At 53.6% G+C, this 18,752-nt stretch carries 17 protein-coding genes and 1 pseudogene; 10 read left to right on the top strand and 8 right to left on the bottom strand.

Going from position 1 to position 18,752, the window contains the following annotated elements; genetic code table 11:
- Window positions 1–55 precede the first annotated feature (55 nt).
- Window positions 56–613 carry a phage sensitivity protein DcrB gene (gene dcrB, locus A7098_RS18010; protein WP_001245287.1) on the top strand — a complete coding sequence of 186 codons (558 nt, stop codon included), beginning with the start codon at window positions 56–58 and terminating at the stop codon, window positions 611–613.
- 3 nt (window positions 614–616) lie between these two features.
- On the opposite strand, the gene A7098_RS18015 is transcribed toward dcrB, so the two are convergent.
- Window positions 617–1,867: an MFS transporter gene (locus A7098_RS18015; protein ID WP_123056769.1), complete on the bottom strand. Its 1,251-nt coding sequence runs from the start codon at window positions 1,865–1,867 to the stop codon at window positions 617–619.
- Window positions 1,868–1,965: 98 nt separating this feature from the next.
- On the opposite strand from A7098_RS18015, the gene A7098_RS18020 reads away from it, so the two are divergent.
- The 8 genes from A7098_RS18020 (at window position 1,966) to nikR (ending at window position 9,768) form a co-directional block, all read left to right on the top strand.
- Window positions 1,966–3,015 carry an AI-2E family transporter gene (locus A7098_RS18020; RefSeq protein ID WP_032226699.1) on the top strand — a complete coding sequence of 350 codons (1,050 nt, stop codon included), beginning with the start codon at window positions 1,966–1,968 and terminating at the stop codon, window positions 3,013–3,015.
- A 54-nt stretch (window positions 3,016–3,069) separates the two neighbouring features.
- Complete coding sequence (acpT, locus tag A7098_RS18025; RefSeq protein ID WP_000285798.1) at window positions 3,070–3,657, top strand: 4'-phosphopantetheinyl transferase AcpT; 588 nt, start codon at window positions 3,070–3,072, stop codon at window positions 3,655–3,657.
- A gap of 788 nt (window positions 3,658–4,445) precedes the next feature.
- Complete coding sequence (nikA, locus tag A7098_RS18030) at window positions 4,446–6,020, top strand: nickel ABC transporter substrate-binding protein (protein ID WP_105281209.1); 1,575 nt, start codon at window positions 4,446–4,448, stop codon at window positions 6,018–6,020.
- On the top strand, window positions 6,020–6,964 hold the full coding sequence (gene nikB / locus A7098_RS18035) for a nickel ABC transporter permease subunit NikB (RefSeq protein ID WP_000947066.1): 945 nt from the start codon (window positions 6,020–6,022) through the stop codon (window positions 6,962–6,964). Before nikA ends, nikB begins: the two co-directional genes overlap by 1 nt.
- Entirely contained in the window at window positions 6,961–7,794 is an 834-nt protein-coding gene (gene nikC / locus A7098_RS18040) for a nickel ABC transporter permease subunit NikC (RefSeq protein ID WP_001008963.1), read from the top strand. The genes nikB and nikC overlap by 4 nt, the downstream gene beginning before the upstream one ends.
- A complete protein-coding gene (nikD, locus tag A7098_RS18045; protein WP_105281210.1) occupies window positions 7,794–8,558 on the top strand; it encodes a nickel import ATP-binding protein NikD in 765 nt (254 codons plus the stop codon). The genes nikC and nikD overlap by 1 nt, the downstream gene beginning before the upstream one ends.
- Window positions 8,555–9,361: a nickel import ATP-binding protein NikE gene (gene nikE / locus A7098_RS18050; RefSeq protein WP_032226703.1), complete on the top strand. Its 807-nt coding sequence runs from the start codon at window positions 8,555–8,557 to the stop codon at window positions 9,359–9,361. The genes nikD and nikE overlap by 4 nt, the downstream gene beginning before the upstream one ends.
- A gap of 5 nt (window positions 9,362–9,366) precedes the next feature.
- The gene (gene nikR, locus A7098_RS18055) at window positions 9,367–9,768 is read left to right on the top strand and encodes a nickel-responsive transcriptional regulator NikR (RefSeq protein ID WP_105281211.1); all 402 of its coding nucleotides are present in this window, start codon (window positions 9,367–9,369) and stop codon (window positions 9,766–9,768) included.
- A 119-nt stretch (window positions 9,769–9,887) separates the two neighbouring features.
- Here nikR and A7098_RS18060 read toward each other — a convergent pair whose 3' ends face one another.
- The 6 genes and pseudogenes from A7098_RS18060 to A7098_RS24285 all read right to left on the bottom strand — a co-directional run bounded on the left by A7098_RS18060 (window position 9,888) and on the right by A7098_RS24285 (window position 15,690).
- Window positions 9,888–10,247 (bottom strand): type II toxin-antitoxin system HicB family antitoxin, encoded by a 360-nt coding sequence (locus A7098_RS18060; protein WP_000593555.1) that lies wholly within the window; start codon window positions 10,245–10,247, stop codon window positions 9,888–9,890.
- Complete coding sequence (locus A7098_RS18065; RefSeq protein WP_001260301.1) at window positions 10,244–10,519, bottom strand: type II toxin-antitoxin system HicA family toxin; 276 nt, start codon at window positions 10,517–10,519, stop codon at window positions 10,244–10,246. The genes A7098_RS18060 and A7098_RS18065 overlap by 4 nt, the downstream gene beginning before the upstream one ends.
- Window positions 10,520–10,591: 72 nt before the next feature.
- Window positions 10,592–11,716 (bottom strand): ABC transporter permease, encoded by a 1,125-nt coding sequence (locus tag A7098_RS18070; protein WP_105281212.1) that lies wholly within the window; start codon window positions 11,714–11,716, stop codon window positions 10,592–10,594.
- Window positions 11,716–14,451 (bottom strand): ribosome-associated ATPase/putative transporter RbbA, encoded by a 2,736-nt coding sequence (gene rbbA, locus A7098_RS18075; RefSeq protein WP_105281213.1) that lies wholly within the window; start codon window positions 14,449–14,451, stop codon window positions 11,716–11,718. The genes A7098_RS18070 and rbbA overlap by 1 nt, the downstream gene beginning before the upstream one ends.
- Window positions 14,448–15,515 (bottom strand): annotated as a pseudogene (locus A7098_RS18080) (HlyD family secretion protein). Before A7098_RS18080 ends, rbbA begins: the two are co-directional and overlap by 4 nt.
- A gap of 61 nt (window positions 15,516–15,576) precedes the next feature.
- On the bottom strand, window positions 15,577–15,690 hold the full coding sequence (locus tag A7098_RS24285) for a hypothetical protein (RefSeq protein WP_212976463.1): 114 nt from the start codon (window positions 15,688–15,690) through the stop codon (window positions 15,577–15,579).
- Between the two features lie 495 nt (window positions 15,691–16,185).
- On the opposite strand from A7098_RS24285, the gene A7098_RS18085 reads away from it, so the two are divergent.
- Complete coding sequence (locus A7098_RS18085) at window positions 16,186–17,238, top strand: DUF2776 family protein (RefSeq protein ID WP_105281230.1); 1,053 nt, start codon at window positions 16,186–16,188, stop codon at window positions 17,236–17,238.
- 99 nt (window positions 17,239–17,337) lie between these two features.
- On the opposite strand, the gene A7098_RS18090 is transcribed toward A7098_RS18085, so the two are convergent.
- Entirely contained in the window at window positions 17,338–18,531 is a 1,194-nt protein-coding gene (locus A7098_RS18090) for an NAD(P)/FAD-dependent oxidoreductase (RefSeq protein ID WP_105281214.1), read from the bottom strand.
- Window positions 18,532–18,752: the final 221 nt, after the last annotated feature.

The following is an 18,752-nucleotide window of genomic DNA, read 5'->3' on the forward strand; positions in this document are numbered from 1 at the left end:
GTGATAAGATGGATGAATGAGCCGTTATGGCCGTTTATCGATAAGGAAGAAGTCAATGCGCAATCTGGTTAAATATGTCGGAATTGGCCTGCTGGTTATGGGGCTTGCGGCCTGTGATGATAAAGACACTAACGCTACGGCGGAAGGCACTGTCGCGGAAAGTAACGCTGCCGCAAATCCCGTCAACCTGCTTGATGGCAAGCTAAGTTTCTCGCTGCCAGCGGATATGACCGACCAGAGCGGTAAGCTAGGGACGCAAGCCAATAATATGCACGTCTGGTCCGACGCCACCGGGCAGAAAGCAGTCATCGTCATCATGGGCGATGACCCGAAAGAAGATCTGGGTGTGCTGGCGAAGCGTCTGGAAGATCAGCAACGTAGCCGCGATCCGCAACTGCAAGTGGTGACCAACAAATCTATTGAGCTGAAAGGTCACAAAATGCAGCAGTTAGACAGCATTATCTCCGCGAAAGGCCAGACGGCGTACTCTTCCGTCATTCTGGGTAACGTGGGTAATCAACTGCTGACCATGCAAATCACGCTGCCTGCTGACGATCAGCAAAAAGCGCAGACCACCGCAGAAAACATCATTAATACGCTGGTTATTCAGTAAGTTTTAAGATGATGAGACGGTCTCAGGAACGTGTTCCGGAGGCCGTTTTTTTAATCGCCACGTCAGCAATAACGCGATTGCTACCAACCCCGCCGCAGCCAGATAAATCACCGGCACGCCAGCCCAACTCATTACCAGCCCTGCCAGCGGCCCGGTCACACCCAGCGATAAATCCATAAAAACGGTATAGGTTGCCAGCGCCGCCCCCTGATTCTGCTGCGGCACCGCTTTTACCGCCACCACGCCCAGTGCCGGGAACACAAGCGAAAAACCCGCCCCCGCCAGTAAGACGCCGATTTTCGCCATCCACGGTACGGTAGCTACGCCAACCAATAACAGGCCGATTATCTCAACGCTAAAGCAGATCATCGCCACGTTTAAGCCGCCGATACGATTAATGCCGTTAGGGAATAACAGTCGCGTACCGACAAACGCACAACTAAACAGCGTCAACGCGAAAGCCGCACCGTCCCAGCCCTTAGCATCATAAAACAGTGTGATAAAGGTGGCGATGACGCCAAACCCGGCAGAAGCCAGTGCCAGCGCCATGCCGTACAGCCAGACGCGCCCAAGCACCGCGCGAAACGGCAGTGGCTTGCCTTTGCTGGCTTTCACCGACGGACGCGGGATCGCCAACAAAATGGCCACCAGCGCCACGGCCATAATGATTAATGCCAGCGTCTGCAACCCGCCCCAGTGATAAAACAGCACGCCCAACGGCGCGCCCATCGCCATCGCCCCGTAAGTGACAATGCCGTTCCACGAAATTACCCGCCCGATATGCAGCGAGCCAACCACGCCAACGCCCCACAGTGTCGATCCGGTTCCGGCAAAACTTTGCCCAATGCCGAGGATCACGCGCCCCAGGCAAAGTAATAACAGACTGATGACGGGCAGGCTGGCGGTTAATCCTGCTGTCAGATACCCCAGCCCGCTCAAAAAGCAGCCGCACAACCCGAAGACGACTATCTTTTTGGATCCCAGCAAATCGGCGTAACGCCCGGCATGTGGACGACTCAGCAAAGTAGCGAAATATTGCAGGCTGATAACTAAACCCGCCCAGAAGGCACTAAATCCCATCACATCATGGACATAGCCCGGCAATACGGCGAGCGGCAACCCGATGGTGAGGTAGCTGGCGAAGTTAAACATGACAATGGAGACAATGCGCAGGTTAAGACGCAATCCGTTTAGCGCGGGTTCGGCAACGGGTTCGGGCATGAGGATCACCACATTTTTACAACAGTGTTTCATTTTTACCACGGGCTGGCGTGAAAATCAGCAGTAAGAATCAGAATATTGCTGGCGTGACTCCCGCTACACTTAATACAAAAAGTCACAAGGAAGCCCCAATGGAAACCCTTCAACCGGATAAAACAGGAATGCATATTCTGCTCAAGCTGGCCTCGCTGGTAGTGATTCTCGCCGGCATTCACGCAGCGGCAGATATCATTGTGCAACTGCTACTGGCGCTCTTTTTCGCCATTGTCCTCAATCCGCTGGTCACCTGGTTTATTCGTCGTGGAGTACAACGCCCCGTTGCCATTACCATTGTGGTGGTGGTGATGCTGATAGCACTTACTGCGCTGGTCGGCGTACTAGCGGCATCGTTTAACGAATTTATCTCTATGCTGCCGAAGTTTAATAAGGAACTGACCCGTAAGCTGTTTAAATTACAAGAGATGTTACCGTTTCTTAATCTGCATATGTCGCCCGAACGAATGCTTCAGCGGATGGATTCGGAAAAAGTTGTCGCCTTCACCACGGCGCTGATGACCGGGCTTTCCGGCGCAATGGCGAGCGTGCTTCTGCTGGTGATGACCGTAGTTTTCATGCTGTTTGAAGTGCGCCACGTGCCTTACAAAATGCGTTTTGCGTTGAATAATCCACAGATTCACATCGCCGGACTACACCGCGCCTTAAAAGGTGTTTCGCACTATCTTGCATTGAAGACGCTGCTCAGTTTATGGACAGGCGTCATCGTCTGGCTGGGGTTGGCGCTAATGGGCGTACAGTTTGCGCTGATGTGGGCGGTACTGGCGTTTTTGCTCAACTACGTTCCCAATATTGGCGCGGTGATCTCCGCCGTACCGCCAATGATTCAGGTGTTGCTGTTTAATGGCGTTTACGAATGTATTCTGGTCGGTGCACTGTTTTTAGTTGTCCATATGGTCATCGGCAATATTTTAGAGCCACGGATGATGGGGCATCGACTGGGAATGTCCACTCTGGTGGTATTTCTTTCTTTGTTGGTCTGGGGATGGTTACTCGGTCCGGTGGGTATGTTGCTTTCGGTGCCATTAACCAGCGTCTGTAAAATCTGGATGGAAACCACCAAAGGCGGCAGCAAACTGGCGATTTTACTGGGACCGGGACGACCGAAAAGTCGGTTACCGGGATGAGGCGACAAGTGATACGATACGCACTTTCCTTTTCCATTAAACGTTGGCTCTGATATGTATCGGATAGTTCTGGGGAAAGTTTCGACCTTAAGCGCAGTTCCACTGCCACCGGCTTTACGCGATCAAGCACCGCAAGGTCCACGACGCGAACGCTGGCTGGCGGGACGTGCATTGCTTTCACACGTGCTTTCTCCGCTACCGGACATCATCTACGGTGAACAGGGCAAACCCGCATTCGCGCCGGAAACCCCGCTATGGTTCAACTTAAGTCATAGCGGTGACGATATCGCCCTGCTATTGAGCGATGAAGGCGAAGTTGGCTGCGATATCGAAGTGATTCGCCCGCGCGCCAACTGGCACTGGCTGGCAAACACGGTGTTTAGCCTCGGGGAACATGCCGAAATGGACGCCGTGCATCCTGATCAGCAACTGGAAATGTTCTGGCGCATCTGGACACGCAAAGAAGCCATCGTTAAACAGCGTGGCGGCAGCGCCTGGCAAATCGTCAGCGTAGACAGCACCTATCAGTCCTCGCTGTCTGTCAGCCATTGTCAGCTTGAAAATTTAAGTCTGGCGATCTGCACCCCTACCCCCTTTACGCTCACCACCGACGCGGTGCAATGGGTCGATTCGCTTAACTGATCCGCCCATCCGACTGCCCATCTATTGATCCAGAACAGGTTATCAGTATGACGAATACTTAAAATCGTCATACTTGAAATCGATGACTCAACATGAGCGGGCGCAGTTTTCCCCGTTTTTAGGGAAGGTAGTGGGATTATCACCGTATTTTACCCTCACCCCAACCCTCTCCCTGAAAGGGAGAGGGGGCACACCGTGCAATGATTGGCGATTGCAGTTGCAGTCACAAAAGCGCACGGACCATCCCCTCGCCCCTTTGGGGAGAGGAGGCACACCGTGCAATGATTGGCGATTGCAGTTGCAGCCACAAAAGCGTACGGCTCGTCCCCTCGCCCCTTCGGGTAGAGGAGGCACACCGTGCAATGATTGGCGATTGCAGTTGCAGTCACAAAAGCGTACGGCTCGTCCCCTCGCCCCTTCGGGTAGAGGGGGCACACCGTGCAATGATTGGCGATTGCAGTTGCAGTCACAAAAGCGCACGGACCATCCCCTCGCCCCTCTGGGGAGAGGGGGCACACCGTGCAATGAGTGGCGATTGCAGTTGCAGTCACAAAAGCGCACGGATCGTCCCCTCGCCCTTCGGGTAGAGGAGGCACACCGTGCAATGATTGGCGATTGCAGTTGCAGCCACAAAAGCGCACGGACCATCCCCTCGCCCCTTTGGGGAGAGGGTTAGGGTGAGGGGAACAGGCCGCACCCAGACCGCATATGCAGAGTCACTACCAGATTTCAACATAGCGAATCGTCGCCATACTTATTTCGCCAACTATTTATCCATTGGGGCTACTATGTTCTCCACACTCCGCCGCACTCTATTTACGCTGCTGGCTTGTGCGTCTTTTATCGTCCATGCTGCCGCGCCAGATGAAATCACCACCGCCTGGCCGGTGAATGTCGGGCCACTAAACCCGCACCTTTACACGCCTAACCAGATGTTCGCCCAGAGCATGGTTTATGAACCGCTGGTGAAATACCAGGCAGATGGTTCGGTGATGCCGTGGCTGGCAAAAAGCTGGATCCATTCGGAAGATGGCAAAACCTGGACCTTCACCCTGCGCGATGACGTGAAATTCTCTAACGGTGAACCATTTGATGCAGAGGCGGCGGCAGAAAACTTCCGCGCAGTGCTCGATAACCGCCAACGTCACGCCTGGCTGGAGCTGGCAAACCAGATTGTTGATGTTAAAGCACTCAGTAAAACGGAGCTGCAAATCACCCTGAAAAGCGCCTACTATCCTTTCCTGCAAGAACTGGCTCTGCCCCGCCCTTTCCGCTTTATCGCCCCCTCGCAGTTTAAAAACCATGAAACCATGAACGGGATTAAAGCGGCAATTGGCACCGGGCCGTGGGTTTTGCAGGAATCGAAACTGAATCAGTACGATGTCTTCGTCCGTAATGAAAACTACTGGGGCGAAAAGCCGGCGATTAAAAAGATCACCTTCAACGTGATCCCGGATCCGACCACTCGCGCAGTAGCTTTCGAAACCGGTGATATCGACCTGCTGTACGGAAACGAAGGGTTATTACCGCTCGATACCTTCGCCCGCTTTAGCCAGAACCCGGCTTACCACACCCAACTGTCACAGCCGATCGAAACCGTGATGCTGGCGCTCAATACCGCCAAAGCCCCCACCAACGAGCTGGCAGTACGTGAAGCTCTTAATTACGCGGTGAACAAAAAATCGCTGATTGATAACGCGTTGTATGGCACCCAGCAGGTCGCCGACACCCTGTTTGCCCCTTCTGTGCCCTACGCCAACCTCGGTCTGAAACCGCGCCAGTACGATCCGCAGAAAGCGAAAGAGTTGCTGGAAAAAGCAGGCTGGACGCTGCCTGCGGGCAAAGACATCCGCGAGAAAAATGGTCAGCCGCTGCGCATTGAACTGTCGTTCATCGGCACCGATGCGTTAAGCAAATCGATGGCGGAAATCATTCAGGCTGATATGCGCCAGATTGGCGCAGATGTCTCGCTGATTGGCGAAGAAGAGAGCAGTATCTATGCTCGTCAGCGCGACGGTCGTTTTGGCATGATTTTCCACCGCACCTGGGGCGCGCCATACGATCCACACGCCTTCCTGAGTTCAATGCGCGTACCGTCGCACGCTGACTTCCAGGCACAGCAAGGTTTAGCCGACAAGCCGCTGATTGATAAAGAGATCGGCGAAGTGCTGGCGACCCACGACGAAACGCAACGTCAGGCGCTGTATCGCGACATTCTGACCCGTCTGCATGACGAGGCGGTTTACCTGCCTATCAGCTACATCTCAATGATGGTGGTATCGAAACCGGAACTGGGCAACATCCCCTACGCGCCGATCGCCACCGAAATTCCGTTCGAACAGATTAAACCGGTGAAACCTTAATGTTGCGTTACGTATTACGCCGCTTTCTGCTGCTGATCCCGATGGTGCTCGCCGCCTCGGTGATCATTTTTCTGATGTTGCGCCTCGGCACCGGCGACCCGGCGCTCGACTATTTGCGTTTATCTAACCTGCCGCCGACGCCGGAGATGCTGGCCTCTACCCGCACCATGCTGGGACTGGATCAGCCGCTGTACGTCCAGTACGGCACCTGGTTGTGGAAGGCGCTGCATCTTGACTTTGGTATCTCATTCGCCAGCCAACGCCCGGTGCTCGACGATATGCTGAACTTCCTGCCCGCAACATTGGAACTGGCAGGAGCGGCGCTGGTGTTAATTCTGCTCACTTCCGTGCCGCTCGGTATCTGGGCGGCGCGCCATCGCGACCGCCTGCCGGATTTCGCCGTGCGTTTCATCGCGTTTCTTGGCGTCTCAATGCCTAACTTCTGGCTGGCGTTTTTACTGGTGATGGCGTTTTCGGTGTATCTGCAATGGCTACCCGCGATGGGCTACGGCGGCTGGCAGCACATCATTTTGCCGGCGGTTTCCATCGCCTTTATGTCGCTGGCGATTAACGCGCGACTGCTGCGCGCCAGTATGCTGGACGTCGCCGGTCAGCGTCACGTGACCTGGGCACGGCTGCGCGGGCTTAACGCTAAACAGACCGAACGCCGTCACATCCTGCGCAATGCCTCGTTGCCGATGATCACCGCCGTGGGGATGCACATCGGCGAACTGATCGGCGGGACGATGATTATCGAAAACATCTTTGCCTGGCCGGGGGTCGGACGCTATGCGGTGTCGGCGATTTTTAACCGTGACTATCCGGTGATTCAATGCTTTACGCTGATGATGGTGGTGGTTTTTGTGGTCTGTAATTTGATTGTTGATTTACTCAACGCCGCGCTGGACCCGCGTATTCGTCGTCATGAAGGAGCGCACGCGTGAACTTTTTCCTCTCTTCCCGCTGGTCGGTACGCCTGGCGCTGATCATTATCGCCCTGCTGGCGCTGATTGCGCTCACCAGCCAGTGGTGGCTGCCGTATGACCCACAGGCGATTGATCTGCCGTCGCGCCTGCTCTCGCCGGATGCGCAGCACTGGCTGGGCACCGATCACTTAGGGCGTGATATTTTCTCGCGGCTGATGGCGGCGACCCGCGTGTCGCTCGGCTCGGTAATGGCCTGCCTGCTGCTGGTGCTGACATTAGGGCTGGTCATTGGCGGCAGCGCGGGGCTGATTGGCGGGCGCGTTGATCAGGCCACCATGCGCGTCGCGGATATGTTTATGACCTTCCCGACCTCGATTCTGTCATTCTTTATGGTCGGCGTGCTCGGCACCGGGCTGACTAACGTGATTATCGCCATCGCCCTGTCGCACTGGGCGTGGTATGCACGCATGGTGCGCAGCCTGGTGATTTCACTGCGCCAGCGCGAGTTTGTGCTGGCATCACGGCTTTCTGGCGCGGGCCATGTGCGGGTGTTTGTTGATCATCTGGCAGGTGCGGTGATCCCCTCGCTGCTGGTGCTGGCAACGCTGGATATCGGCCATATGATGCTGCACGTCGCGGGGATGTCCTTCCTCGGCCTCGGCGTGACCGCGCCGACCGCCGAATGGGGCGTGATGATTAACGACGCACGTCAGTATATCTGGACCCAGCCGCTGCAAATGTTCTGGCCGGGGCTGGCGCTGTTTATCAGCGTGATGGCCTTTAACCTGGTGGGTGACGCACTGCGCGATCATCTGGACCCTCATCTGGTGACGGAGCACGCACACTAATGCCACAACAGATTGAACTGCGCGATATCGCGCTACAGGCCGCTCAGCCGCTGGTACACGGAGTATCATTAACTCTGCAACGCGGGCGCGTGCTGGCGTTAGTCGGTGGTAGCGGCAGCGGGAAATCATTAACCTGCGCGGCGGCTCTGGGCATTCTGCCCGCAGGCGTTCGCCAGACGGCGGGAGAAATTTTAGCCGATGGCAAACCGGTTTCGCCCTGCGCGCTACGCGGTATCAAAATTGCCACCATCATGCAGAACCCGCGCAGCGCCTTTAATCCGCTACACACCATGCAGACCCACGCGCGGGAAACCTGCCTGGCGCTGGGGAAACCCGCCGATGACGCCACGCTTACCGCTGCCATAGAAGCGGTGGGGCTGGAAAACGCCACGCGTGTATTGAAGCTGTACCCGTTCGAGATGAGCGGCGGTATGTTGCAGCGCATGATGATTGCGATGGCGGTGCTGTGCGAATCGCCGTTTATCATCGCCGATGAACCAACCACCGACCTTGATGTAGTAGCGCAAGCGCGCATCCTCGATCTACTGGAAAGCATTATGCAAAAACAAGCGCCGGGGATGCTGCTGGTCACCCATGATATGGGCGTAGTAGCGCGTCTGGCGGACGATGTGGCGGTAATGTCTCACGGCAAGATTGTTGAACAGGGCGATGTAGAAACGCTGTTTAACGCCCCCAAACATACGGTGACGCGCAGCCTGGTTTCCGCTCATCTCGCCCTCTACGGTATGGAGCTGGCATCATGACTTTACTTCACGTCTCCAACCTTTCACATCACTATGCGCACGGTGGATTCAGCGGTAAGCACCAGCATCAGGCGGTACTCAATAACGTTTCTCTGACCCTGAAAAGCGGTGAAACCGTCGCCCTGCTGGGACGCAGTGGCTGCGGAAAAAGCACCCTCGCGCGGCTGCTGGTAGGCTTAGAGTCGCCCTCACAAGGGAATATTAGCTGGCGTGGCGAACCGCTGGCGAAACTCAATCGCGCGCAACGTAAAGCGTTCCGCCGTGATATTCAGATGGTGTTTCAGGACTCCATCAGCGCCGTTAACCCACGCAAAACCGTGCGCGAGATCCTGCGAGAACCGATGCGCCACCTGCTATCGCTGAAAAAAGCCGAACAACTGGCGCGCGCCAGTGAAATGCTGAAGGCGGTAGATCTCGATGACAGCGTGCTCGACAAACGCCCACCGCAATTAAGCGGCGGTCAGCTCCAGCGCGTCTGCCTGGCGCGCGCGCTGGCGGTCGAACCGAAACTGCTGATTCTGGATGAAGCCGTTTCTAACCTTGATCTCGTGTTACAAGCGGGCGTCATTCGTCTACTGAAAAAGCTACAACAACAGTTTGGCACCGCCTGCCTGTTCATCACCCACGACTTACGCCTGGTGGAACGCTTTTGCCAGCGGGTGATGGTGATGGACAACGGACAAATCGTCGAAACCCAGGTGGTGGGAGAGAAATTAACTTTTTCCTCTGACGCCGGACGTGTGCTACAAAACGCGGTATTACCCGCATTCCCCGTGCGCCGTCGCGCCACTGAAAAGGTTTAACGCAAATGCAACGAGTCACCATCACGCTTGATGACGATTTACTGGAGACGCTGGACAGCCTGAGCCAGCGTCGTGGCTATAACAACCGTTCCGAAGCTATCCGCGATATTCTGCGCAGCTCCCTGGCGCAGGAGGCCACCCAGCAGCACGGCACACAAGGTTTCGCAGTGCTGTCGTATGTGTATGAACACGAAAAACGCGACTTAGCCAGCCGTATTGTCTCCACCCAGCATCATCACCACGACCTCTCGGTTGCTACTCTGCATGTGCACATCAACCACGACGACTGTCTGGAAATCGCCGTGCTGAAAGGTGACATGGGTGACGTGCAACATTTTGCCGATGACGTTATCGCCCAGCGCGGCGTGCGACACGGGCATTTACAGTGCCTGCCGAAGGAAGATTGAGTTATTTCTGAAACGCGGAAAGAAAAGATATTAACTGAACTTAATTTATAAAATTAAGTTCAGTTGCATAGATAGATCCTGTAAAGGCAGATGTTCTGCGTAATGAACGCCGCTAAAATTTATAAATGATTCAAACGCTCATTCAGCGTTTCAATAATATAGGTATTAACAGAGACTTGTTGCTGCGCAGCCGCATTATTAAGGCGTTCACTCAGCGATTCTGGATAGCGTAACGTAAAGGTCTTAATCTTTTCTGTACGCGCATAAGGCTCAATACCCGCAGCTTTACAATCCTCAAGATACTCTCGCAGGGAAAGTTCCCCCTCTTTTTGCAGCCCCTGAATGCTGTCAGAGACAAAATCACAATAACCTGACAAGCCCAGGAATTTGCCACGAAATGCATTCAGTTCTGGCACATAGGTAATTACAGCAGGTTGCCCGGCAATCTCCATAGAATTTGGCGTCTTCAGTTTGATCATGGTTTTACCCCTATACTTAGTAACCAGTCACGCACGCTTTCTACAGCGCCTTTATCGGTATCTGGCGACGGATGAGGCCGATGGAAACACGCAACGCTCATATTTAGTATGAACTTACAACGCGAGCCTCTTCCTTCCTTAATTTCTCCGCCTAATGCTTTAACCAGTGACTCTATATCAGACCACTTAATCCCTTGAGGAACAGGAGATTTAAATATTTGATCCAATGTATTTTTTTGTTTCTTCCGTAAAGCCTGTACCTGTGTTCTCATGGCATGTCCTTATGACTTCACTTTATGACATCAATAGTATGACATCACAATATGAAGTCAAGTTTCCCTTCCTTATGCCATTGTTCCAATCGTCTTTCTGAATCGCAGCAGCGCGATGGTGAAAAACGCGCCGCCAATTGCCATCAGCGTCAGGAACTGCGGCCAGACGATTTCGAATCCGGCACCACGGTAGAGAATGGCCTGCGCGAGGCTAACAAAGTGTGTCGTCGGCATGGTCAGCATAATGTCCTGCACCATCTGCGGCATACTTTCGCGCGGCGTGGAACCACCGGAAAGCATTTGCAGCGGCAGCAGCACCAGAATCACCAGCAGCCCCAGTTGCGGCATTGAACGCGCTATCGTCCCCATGAAAATGCCGATTGACGTGGTGGCAAACAGACTGAGCGCCACGCCAAGCATAAACAGCGGGATCGAGCCTTCTATCGGTACGCCCAGCACGCCTTTTACCATCAGCACCAGCGATAATCCCGATACCACCAGCACCACCAGCCCCATCGACCAGACCTTCGCCATCATGATCTCAAACGGCGTTATCGGCATCACCAGTAAATGTTCCACCGTGCCGTGCTCACGCTCGCGGATCAGCGCCGATCCGGTCAAAACAATCGCCAGCATGGTAATGTTGTTGATGATCGCCATCACCCCGCCAAACCACGCAGGATCGAGGTTCGGGTTAAAGCGCATCCGGGTTTCCAGCGATACCAACGGTTCGCTGTTATCACGGTAGCGCGCGACAAAGCTGTTCACTTCACCGTTGATAATATTCTGGATATACCCGTTGCCAGTGAATGCCTGGCTCATGCGCGTGGCATCGACGTTCACCTGAATATCCGGCTGGCGTCCAGCGAGAACATCACGCTGAAAATTAGGCGGAATATTTACCGCAAAGGTATAGCGCCCGGCATCCAGTCCGGCATCCATCTCATCGGCGGTGATCATCTCCGGCGGCAAAAACCACGGGCGGTAGAAACTGTTAACGATCCGGTTCGACAACTGCGATTGATCCATATCGGCAATGGCGATCGGCGCCAGGTTTAACGATCCTGGCGTGACGGTCGCTGACGAGTACACCGACACCGTAAACGAGAAGACAATCAGCGTCAGCATTGCTTTATCACCAAGCAGGCTGCGCAACTCTTTGATACCCAGATTAAAAATATTGCGTAAATGGCGCATCATCCCTCCTGTTTTTTCAGCAGCAGGATGCTTAAGCCCATTACCAGCGGTATGGCTATCAGCAACGGGATAAAAAGTTGCCACAAGTCCGTCAGATCCAGCGACTTCGAGAACGTCCCGCGCGCGATAGTCAGAAAATGACTGGTAGGATAAACCTCGCCGATCCAACGCCCCGGCCCTTCCAGCGATGCCACCGGATCGATCATCCCGGAAAACTGCGTCGCCGGAATCAACGTGATAATCGCCGTACCGAAAATGGCGGCAATCTGGCTCTTCATAAAAGTGGAGATCAGCAGCCCCATTCCGGTGGCAATGATGATATACAGCAACGCCGCCAGGGTGAGCGTCAGGAAGCTGCCTTTATGCGGCACGCCAAACACAAACACCGACAAGGCGCAGAGCAGGAAAAAGTTCAGCATCCCCAGCGCGATGTACGGTAGCTGTTTGCCGAGCAAAAATTCGCTACGCGTGGTGGGGGTCACGTAAAGGTTGATAATCGACCCCAACTCTTTTTCCCGCACCACGCTAAGGGCGCTTAGCATTGACGGGATCATCATCAGCAGAAGCGGGATCACCGCCGGAACAATCGCTGGCAGGCTTTTTACGTCCGGGTTATAGCGATAGCGCGTCTCAATATTCATCAGTCCGCTTTGGCTGGCGGGCGTCGATTGCCGGCTCGCCACATCCTGTAACCAACTCTGGTGCATTGCCTGCACGTAACCTTTTACCGTTTCGGCGCGGCTGGGCATCGCACCGTCGATCCAGACGCCGAGTTCCACAGGCGTACCACGCGCGATATCGCGCCCGAAATTGGGCGGGATCTCAATTGCCACCGTGATATCGCCCGCACGCATCCGGCGATCCAGCTCGTCATAACTGGTGAGCGGTGGTTGTTCGATAAAGTAACGGGAACCGGAGAGATTGAGCGTCCACGCCTGGCTACTGACGGTCTGGTCGCGGTCGAGCACCGCAAAGCGCAGGTTTTCCACATCCATACTAATGCCGTAACCCATTATCAGCATCAGGATCACCGTTCCCATCAGCGCCAGTGTCGAACGCACCGGATCGCGGCGCAGTTCCAGTGCTTCGCGGCGGCTGTAGCTAAACAGACGGCGCAGGCTAAATCCCTGACGCGGCGCATGGGTAGCGTTGCGCACCACGGGCGGTGCTTCGGCTTCGTTGCTCTGCCCCGCCGCCTCCTGCAAACAGGCGATAAATGCCTCTTCCAGACTGGCGGCTCCGCGTTTCTCAACCAGTTCCTGCGGTGTACCGCTGGCGAGCACTTTTCCGGCGTGCATCAGTGAGATACGGTCGCAACGTTCCGCTTCGTTCATAAAGTGGGTGGAGATGAAGATAGTCACTTTGTCCTGGCGCGAGAGATCGACCATCAACTGCCAGAACATATCCCTCGCCACCGGATCGACGCCAGAAGTAGGCTCATCGAGGATTAACATCTCCGGGCGATGAATCACCGCTACCGCCAGCGAAAGCCGTTGGCGAATGCCGAGCGGCAATGACTCCGGCAGCACATCTTCAACGTCATTGAGCTTAAAACGCTCGCTCATTTCAGCAACTCGCGCAGGAATTTCCGCTTCCGGGATGTGAAACAAACGAGCATGTAACTCCAGGTTTTGCCGCACGGTGAGTTCGTTATAGAGCGAAAACGCCTGCGACATATAGCCCACCCGACGGCGAGTATCGATATCTTTTGGATCAACCGGTTGCCCAAACAGCCACGCCTCACCTTCGCTGGCGGGCAGCAGCCCAGTAAGCATTTTCATGGTGGTGGATTTACCGCAGCCGTTCGAACCGAGGAAGCCAAAAATCTCCCCGCGTGGAATGCGGAAATTGACGTGATCAACGGCAACGAAGGAACCAAAACGCATGGTCAGATCGCGCGCTTCGATGGCAATCTCTGCGTTTTCAGGTTGATACGGTGGGATCACTACCGCCTGATGCGCCTGGTGTTGCGCTTGCGGTAACAGATTAATAAATGCTTCTTCCAGCGTGGCGCTTTGCGTTTGCTGACGCAGTTCTTCGGCGCTACCGGTCGCCAGCACTTCTCCGGCATTCATCGCCACCAGCCAGTCGAAGCGTTCGGCCTCTTCCATATAGGCGGTGGCGACCAGCACGCTCATATTGCTCTGCCGCTGGCGAATACTGTCGATGAGATCCCAGAACTGAGCGCGAGAGAGCGGGTCAACCCCCGTCGTTGGCTCATCAAGAATCAACAATTCCGGGTCGTGGATTAACGCACAGCATAGTCCAAGTTTTTGCTTCATCCCGCCGGAGAGCTTTCCCGCCGGACGATCGCGAAACGGTGCTAACCCGGTGCTGGTCAGCAGCTCATTAATTCGGACTTCCCGCTCCGCTTTGTCGTGGCCAAACAGGCGGGCGAAAAAATCGACGTTTTCATACACCGACAAGGTGTGGTAGAGATTTTTTCCCAGCCCCTGCGGCATCCAGGCGATACGCGGGCAGACGTCGCGGCGATGCTTCGGGTCGCGCATATCGCCGCCCAGCACGATCACGTTGCCCTGCTCAATGACGCGGGCACCGGAAATCAGCGATAACAAACTCGACTTCCCGACGCCGTCCGGGCCAATCAGCCCGACCATGCAGCGTGCCGGAATATCGAGAGTGATATTGTTCAGCGCAACGGTTTTTCCATAATGCTGGCTCACGCCCGCCAGTTGCGCGACAGGCGGAACGGGAACCAGTTCCAGATGCGTCATTGCGGCAACCTCACCACCAGGTCTTCAGGCCACGGACGTTCTTCGTTCACCCGCACCCACGCCACGCCCGGCAAACCGGTTTTGACATATTCCAGATGTTGCTGGAGTAATTCCGGTGGGATACGCGCTTTGACGCGGAACATCAGTTTCAGCCGTTCATCGCTGGTTTCGACGGTTTTTGGCGTGAACTGGGCGACGCTGGCGACAAAACTGATGGTCGCAGGAATACGCAGATCTGGCGCGGCATTGAGGATCAGCCGAGCTTCGCCGCCTAGTTTCAGCGTACCCGCCTGTTCGGTTGGCAGGAAGAAGGTCATATAAACGTCGCTCAGATCGACCATATTCAGCACCCGACCGCCTGCCGCCAGCACTTCGCCTGGCTCAGCAACCCGATACTGCACGCGTCCATCGCGCGGGGCTTTTAGTTCACTGTCATCGATATCTGCGGCAATGCGCCGTTCAGTGGCTTGCGCAGCTTCTACACGCGTTTGTGCCTGAATGATATTGGTACGAGCCGCTTCTATAGCGGCTTTAGAAGCCGAAACCTGGGCTTTTGCCGATTCCAGCGCAGCACGGGCGCTTTCGGCGGCGGCGCGGTCGTCATCCAGTTGTTACGCAGAAATAGCTCCACGATGGGCGAGCGAGCGGGAACGCGTATGACGTTTGGCAACGGAGTCCAGTTCAGCTTGCCGTTGATTAACCAATGACTGCGCGGCACGAGTTTCACTTTGCCGCTGTTCCAGCAAAGCCTGCGCGGCGGCAACGGCACTTTGCGCCTCTTTGATTTGCGCGATGGCTTCCAGTCGCTGCTCCTGCAACACGCGAGTGTCCATCTTCGCCAGCACTTCACCTTCACGGACAAACTGCCCCTCTTTCACCAGAATGGTGTCAATACGTCCGGCAATTTTACTGGCGATATCCACTTCCGTCGCTTCAATGCGACCATTACTGACGGCAAAACCCTCCGGTACACCTGCCGGGCGCAATAACCACCACGCCAGGACGGCAGCAACCGCCAGTAACCCGACAACCCACCACGCCAGATGGCGCTTAATCTTATCCATAATCGACCCGCCATAATCCCTGTAAGTAAACGACGCGTGTTACAGCAGCCGCGAACGATGTTCAGCGGATTCTTCCATCCGGGATGAGAAGGAAACGGCATATACGACCAGGGCGCCGCAAGATGAGCGCCAACGGGGAAGGCTTAGTGAAAACGGGTAGTAATGTTGTCATCATCAGCATTCCTGGCCGTAAATGAAACACGCATACTCATAAGTTAAATCAATTAAATACTAACAGTTATATTCATGTTGTCTATTTGATTACAATCAGCTTGTGATACATCACGATGTTCTACATTTCGATTACGTTTTTAACCAAAGATATCCTTAACAGGAACGGGGACTATCACGCAGTGTTATTATTCTCTTGTGTACAAATATCTTACCGAAAGGTAATAAGGTATTTTTGCGAAAAGAGGGTGGATGAGAAAAAGCAGCGTTTTAAGCAACGATGAAAAATAAGGAAAAGATATTCATTCAGAATTAGCTGTAGGATAAATATTTATTTGCCAGCATTAACTCGCCTATAAAATTCAATACTCAGAACAATAAATCCGGTTATAGTAAAGTTACTTTTTACAATTAGTGGTATCTCATTGTTATATTTAATTGACTAAAAATACTACTTACACGCTTTCTGACATTAGCGGAAACGCATATGGAGATTGAGATGAATATATATATCGGATGGTTGTTTAAATTAATCCCTTTGATAATGGGTATAATATGCATCGCGTTAGGTGATTTTGTATTAGCAGGTTCTGGGCAAAGTGAATATTTCGTTGCAGGGCATGTTTTAATTTCTCTTTCTGCAATATGCCTGGCGTTGTTCACTACTGCATTTATTATCATCTCTCAGTTAACTCATGGTGTGAATAAATTCTACAACACGCTATTTCCTATTATTGGTTATGCAGGTTCCGTTGCAACGATGATTTGGGGATGGTCTCTGCTGGCAAGTGATAATGTGATGGCGGATGAATTTGTTGCCGGGCACGTTATTTTTGGTGTTGGGATGATTGCCGCCTGCGTATCAACCGTCGCGGCATCTTCCGGGCATTTTCTGCTCATCCCGAAAAACGCAGCAGGGAGTAAAAGCGATGGAACTCCGCTTCAGGCTTATTCTTCGCTTATTGGTAATTGCTTAATTGCCGTGCCACTACTTCTGACTCTCTTTGGTTTCCTCTGGTCAGTTGCGCTTTTGCGTAGTGCAGATATTCCAGCGCATTATGTTGCAGGCCATGTATTCCTGGGGCTAACGGCAATTTGCGCTTGTCTTATTGGCCTGGTCGCCACTATTGTTCATCAAACGCGGAACACATTCTCAGCGAAAGAACATTGGCTCTGGTGTTATTGGGTTATTTTTCTCGGTTCACTTACCGTTATTCAGGGCATCTACGTATTAATCAGTTCAGATGCAAGCGCCCGTCTGGCACCCGGCATTATTCTCATTTGTCTGGGGATGATCTGCTACAGCATTTTCTCCAAAGTGTGGCTGTTGGCGTTAGTCTGGAGACGCACCTGTTCGTTAACCAACAGAATACCAATGATACCGGTATTTACCTGTCTGTTTTGCCTGTTCCTCGCGGCGTTCCTTGCTGAAATTGCGCAAATCGATATGGCTTACTTTATTCCCTCGCGAGTTTTGGTGGGCTTAGGTGCAGTGTGTTTTACGCTGTTTTCAATCGTTTCTATATTAGAAGCGGGTTCTGCGAAAAAATAATAGAAAAGGCTTTAGATAAGGTGTCGAATGTCTTATCTGGGCTTTATTCAGGTTAATCCCCCCTGGTTACACCGCGAAAACGAGGGGGCATTTTGCTTCTTATTCTGCCGCCAAATCCTGCGCACAAGCCCACGCACTCGACCATGCCCACTGGAAGTTATAGCCCCCCAGCCAGCCGGTGACGTCCATCACTTCACCAATGAAGTACAGCCCCGGCACTTTGCGCGCTTCCATTGTCCGTGAAGAGAGTTCGTTGGTGTCCACTCCGCCGAGCGTCACTTCGGCGGTGCGATAGCCTTCGGTGCCGTTGGGCTGCACACGCCATTCGGTTAACGTGGTAATCAGCGCCTGTTGATCACGCACGTTGAGCTGTTTTAGCGAGACATCCGGGATTTGCCCGAGTTGTTGTAACCGTTCAACCAACCGTTTCGGCAGATGAACCGCCAGGGTGTTCTTCAGGCTCTGGTTTGGATGTGCGTTACGCTGCTCATTAAGGAAGGTTTCGAGATCCACATCCGGTAGCAGATTGATGCTGACAAATTCTCCCGGCTGCCAGTAGCTGGAAATCTGTAATACCGCAGGGCCGGATAAGCCACGATGAGTGAAGAGTAAGTTCTCGCGGAATACGGTGCCGTTTTCAGCGGTGATCACCGAAGGCACCGCCACGCCTGCCAGCACCTGTAACTCTTCCAGCAACGGTTTATGCAGAGTGAATGGCACCAGGCCAGCGCGGGTGGGCAACACGTTGAGGCCAAATTGTTCGGCAATCTTATAACCGAACGGCGATGCGCCCAGACCAGGCATCGAGAGGCCTCCGGTGGCAATGACCAGTTTATCGCAGCCGACGGTCATACCGTTCAGTTCAAGCGTAAACCCCGTTTCATCCTTTGCCACACTCAGCACTTCGCTGCGCAATCTTAAGGTCACATTACCCTTTTCACACTCATCCACCAGCATGTCGACAATCTGCTGTGCAGAGTCATCACAGAAGAGTTGCCCTAACGTTTTCTCGTGCCAGGCGATGCCGTGTTTATTGACCAGATCAATGAAATCCCACTGGGTAAAACGCGCGAGTGCAGACTTACAAAAATGCGGATTCTGGCTCAGATAGGCGCCAGGCTCGACATAAAGGTTGGTAAAGTTGCAGCGTCCACCACCAGACATGAGGATTTTGCGCCCCGGTTTTTTACCATTATCAATCAGCAAAACTCTGCGTCCCGCCTGACCTGCCAGCGCAGAACAGAACATACCAGCCGCACCAGCGCCTATAATAATGGCATCAAACCTTTCCACGTTGCGCTCCTCTTAGAAAAAACGGGCGTGAATTGTAAAGATTCCTCAGTGGTCGCACCAGCATCAATATTACTTAGGGGAAGTATTTACCTGAATTATATAAGATAATTATTTTTTGAGCGAAAATCATACAGGAGGCAAATCAAAAAAATCTATATTTCACTTTGCCCGCGCCGCGAAAGTCACTGATAATGCGCCGCGTTCATGTCCTCAAAATGGCG

Source organism: Escherichia sp. MOD1-EC7011 (genome assembly GCF_002965005.1).
Classification (GTDB): Bacteria; Pseudomonadota; Gammaproteobacteria; order Enterobacterales; family Enterobacteriaceae; genus Escherichia; species Escherichia ruysiae.

Bases quoted from the DNA above. Each gene is read 5' to 3' on its own strand.
- dcrB (WP_001245287.1), top strand. From the start codon at position 56: ATGCGCAATCTGGTTAAATATGTCGGAATTGGCCTGCTGGTTATGGGG.
- A7098_RS18015 (WP_123056769.1), bottom strand. From the start codon at position 1,867: ATGAAACACTGTTGTAAAAATGTGGTGATCCTCATGCCCGAACCCGTT.
- A7098_RS18020 (WP_032226699.1), top strand. From the start codon at position 1,966: ATGGAAACCCTTCAACCGGATAAAACAGGAATGCATATTCTGCTCAAG.
- acpT (WP_000285798.1), top strand. From the start codon at position 3,070: ATGTATCGGATAGTTCTGGGGAAAGTTTCGACCTTAAGCGCAGTTCCA.
- nikA (WP_105281209.1), top strand. From the start codon at position 4,446: ATGTTCTCCACACTCCGCCGCACTCTATTTACGCTGCTGGCTTGTGCG.
- nikB (WP_000947066.1), top strand. From the start codon at position 6,020: ATGTTGCGTTACGTATTACGCCGCTTTCTGCTGCTGATCCCGATGGTG.
- nikD (WP_105281210.1), top strand. From the start codon at position 7,794: ATGCCACAACAGATTGAACTGCGCGATATCGCGCTACAGGCCGCTCAG.
- nikE (WP_032226703.1), top strand. From the start codon at position 8,555: ATGACTTTACTTCACGTCTCCAACCTTTCACATCACTATGCGCACGGT.
- nikR (WP_105281211.1), top strand. From the start codon at position 9,367: ATGCAACGAGTCACCATCACGCTTGATGACGATTTACTGGAGACGCTG.
- A7098_RS18060 (WP_000593555.1), bottom strand. From the start codon at position 10,247: ATGATCAAACTGAAGACGCCAAATTCTATGGAGATTGCCGGGCAACCT.
- A7098_RS18065 (WP_001260301.1), bottom strand. From the start codon at position 10,519: ATGAGAACACAGGTACAGGCTTTACGGAAGAAACAAAAAAATACATTG.
- A7098_RS18070 (WP_105281212.1), bottom strand. From the start codon at position 11,716: ATGCGCCATTTACGCAATATTTTTAATCTGGGTATCAAAGAGTTGCGC.
- rbbA (WP_105281213.1), bottom strand. From the start codon at position 14,451: ATGACGCATCTGGAACTGGTTCCCGTTCCGCCTGTCGCGCAACTGGCG.
- A7098_RS24285 (WP_212976463.1), bottom strand. From the start codon at position 15,690: ATGATGACAACATTACTACCCGTTTTCACTAAGCCTTCCCCGTTGGCG.
- A7098_RS18085 (WP_105281230.1), top strand. From the start codon at position 16,186: ATGAATATATATATCGGATGGTTGTTTAAATTAATCCCTTTGATAATG.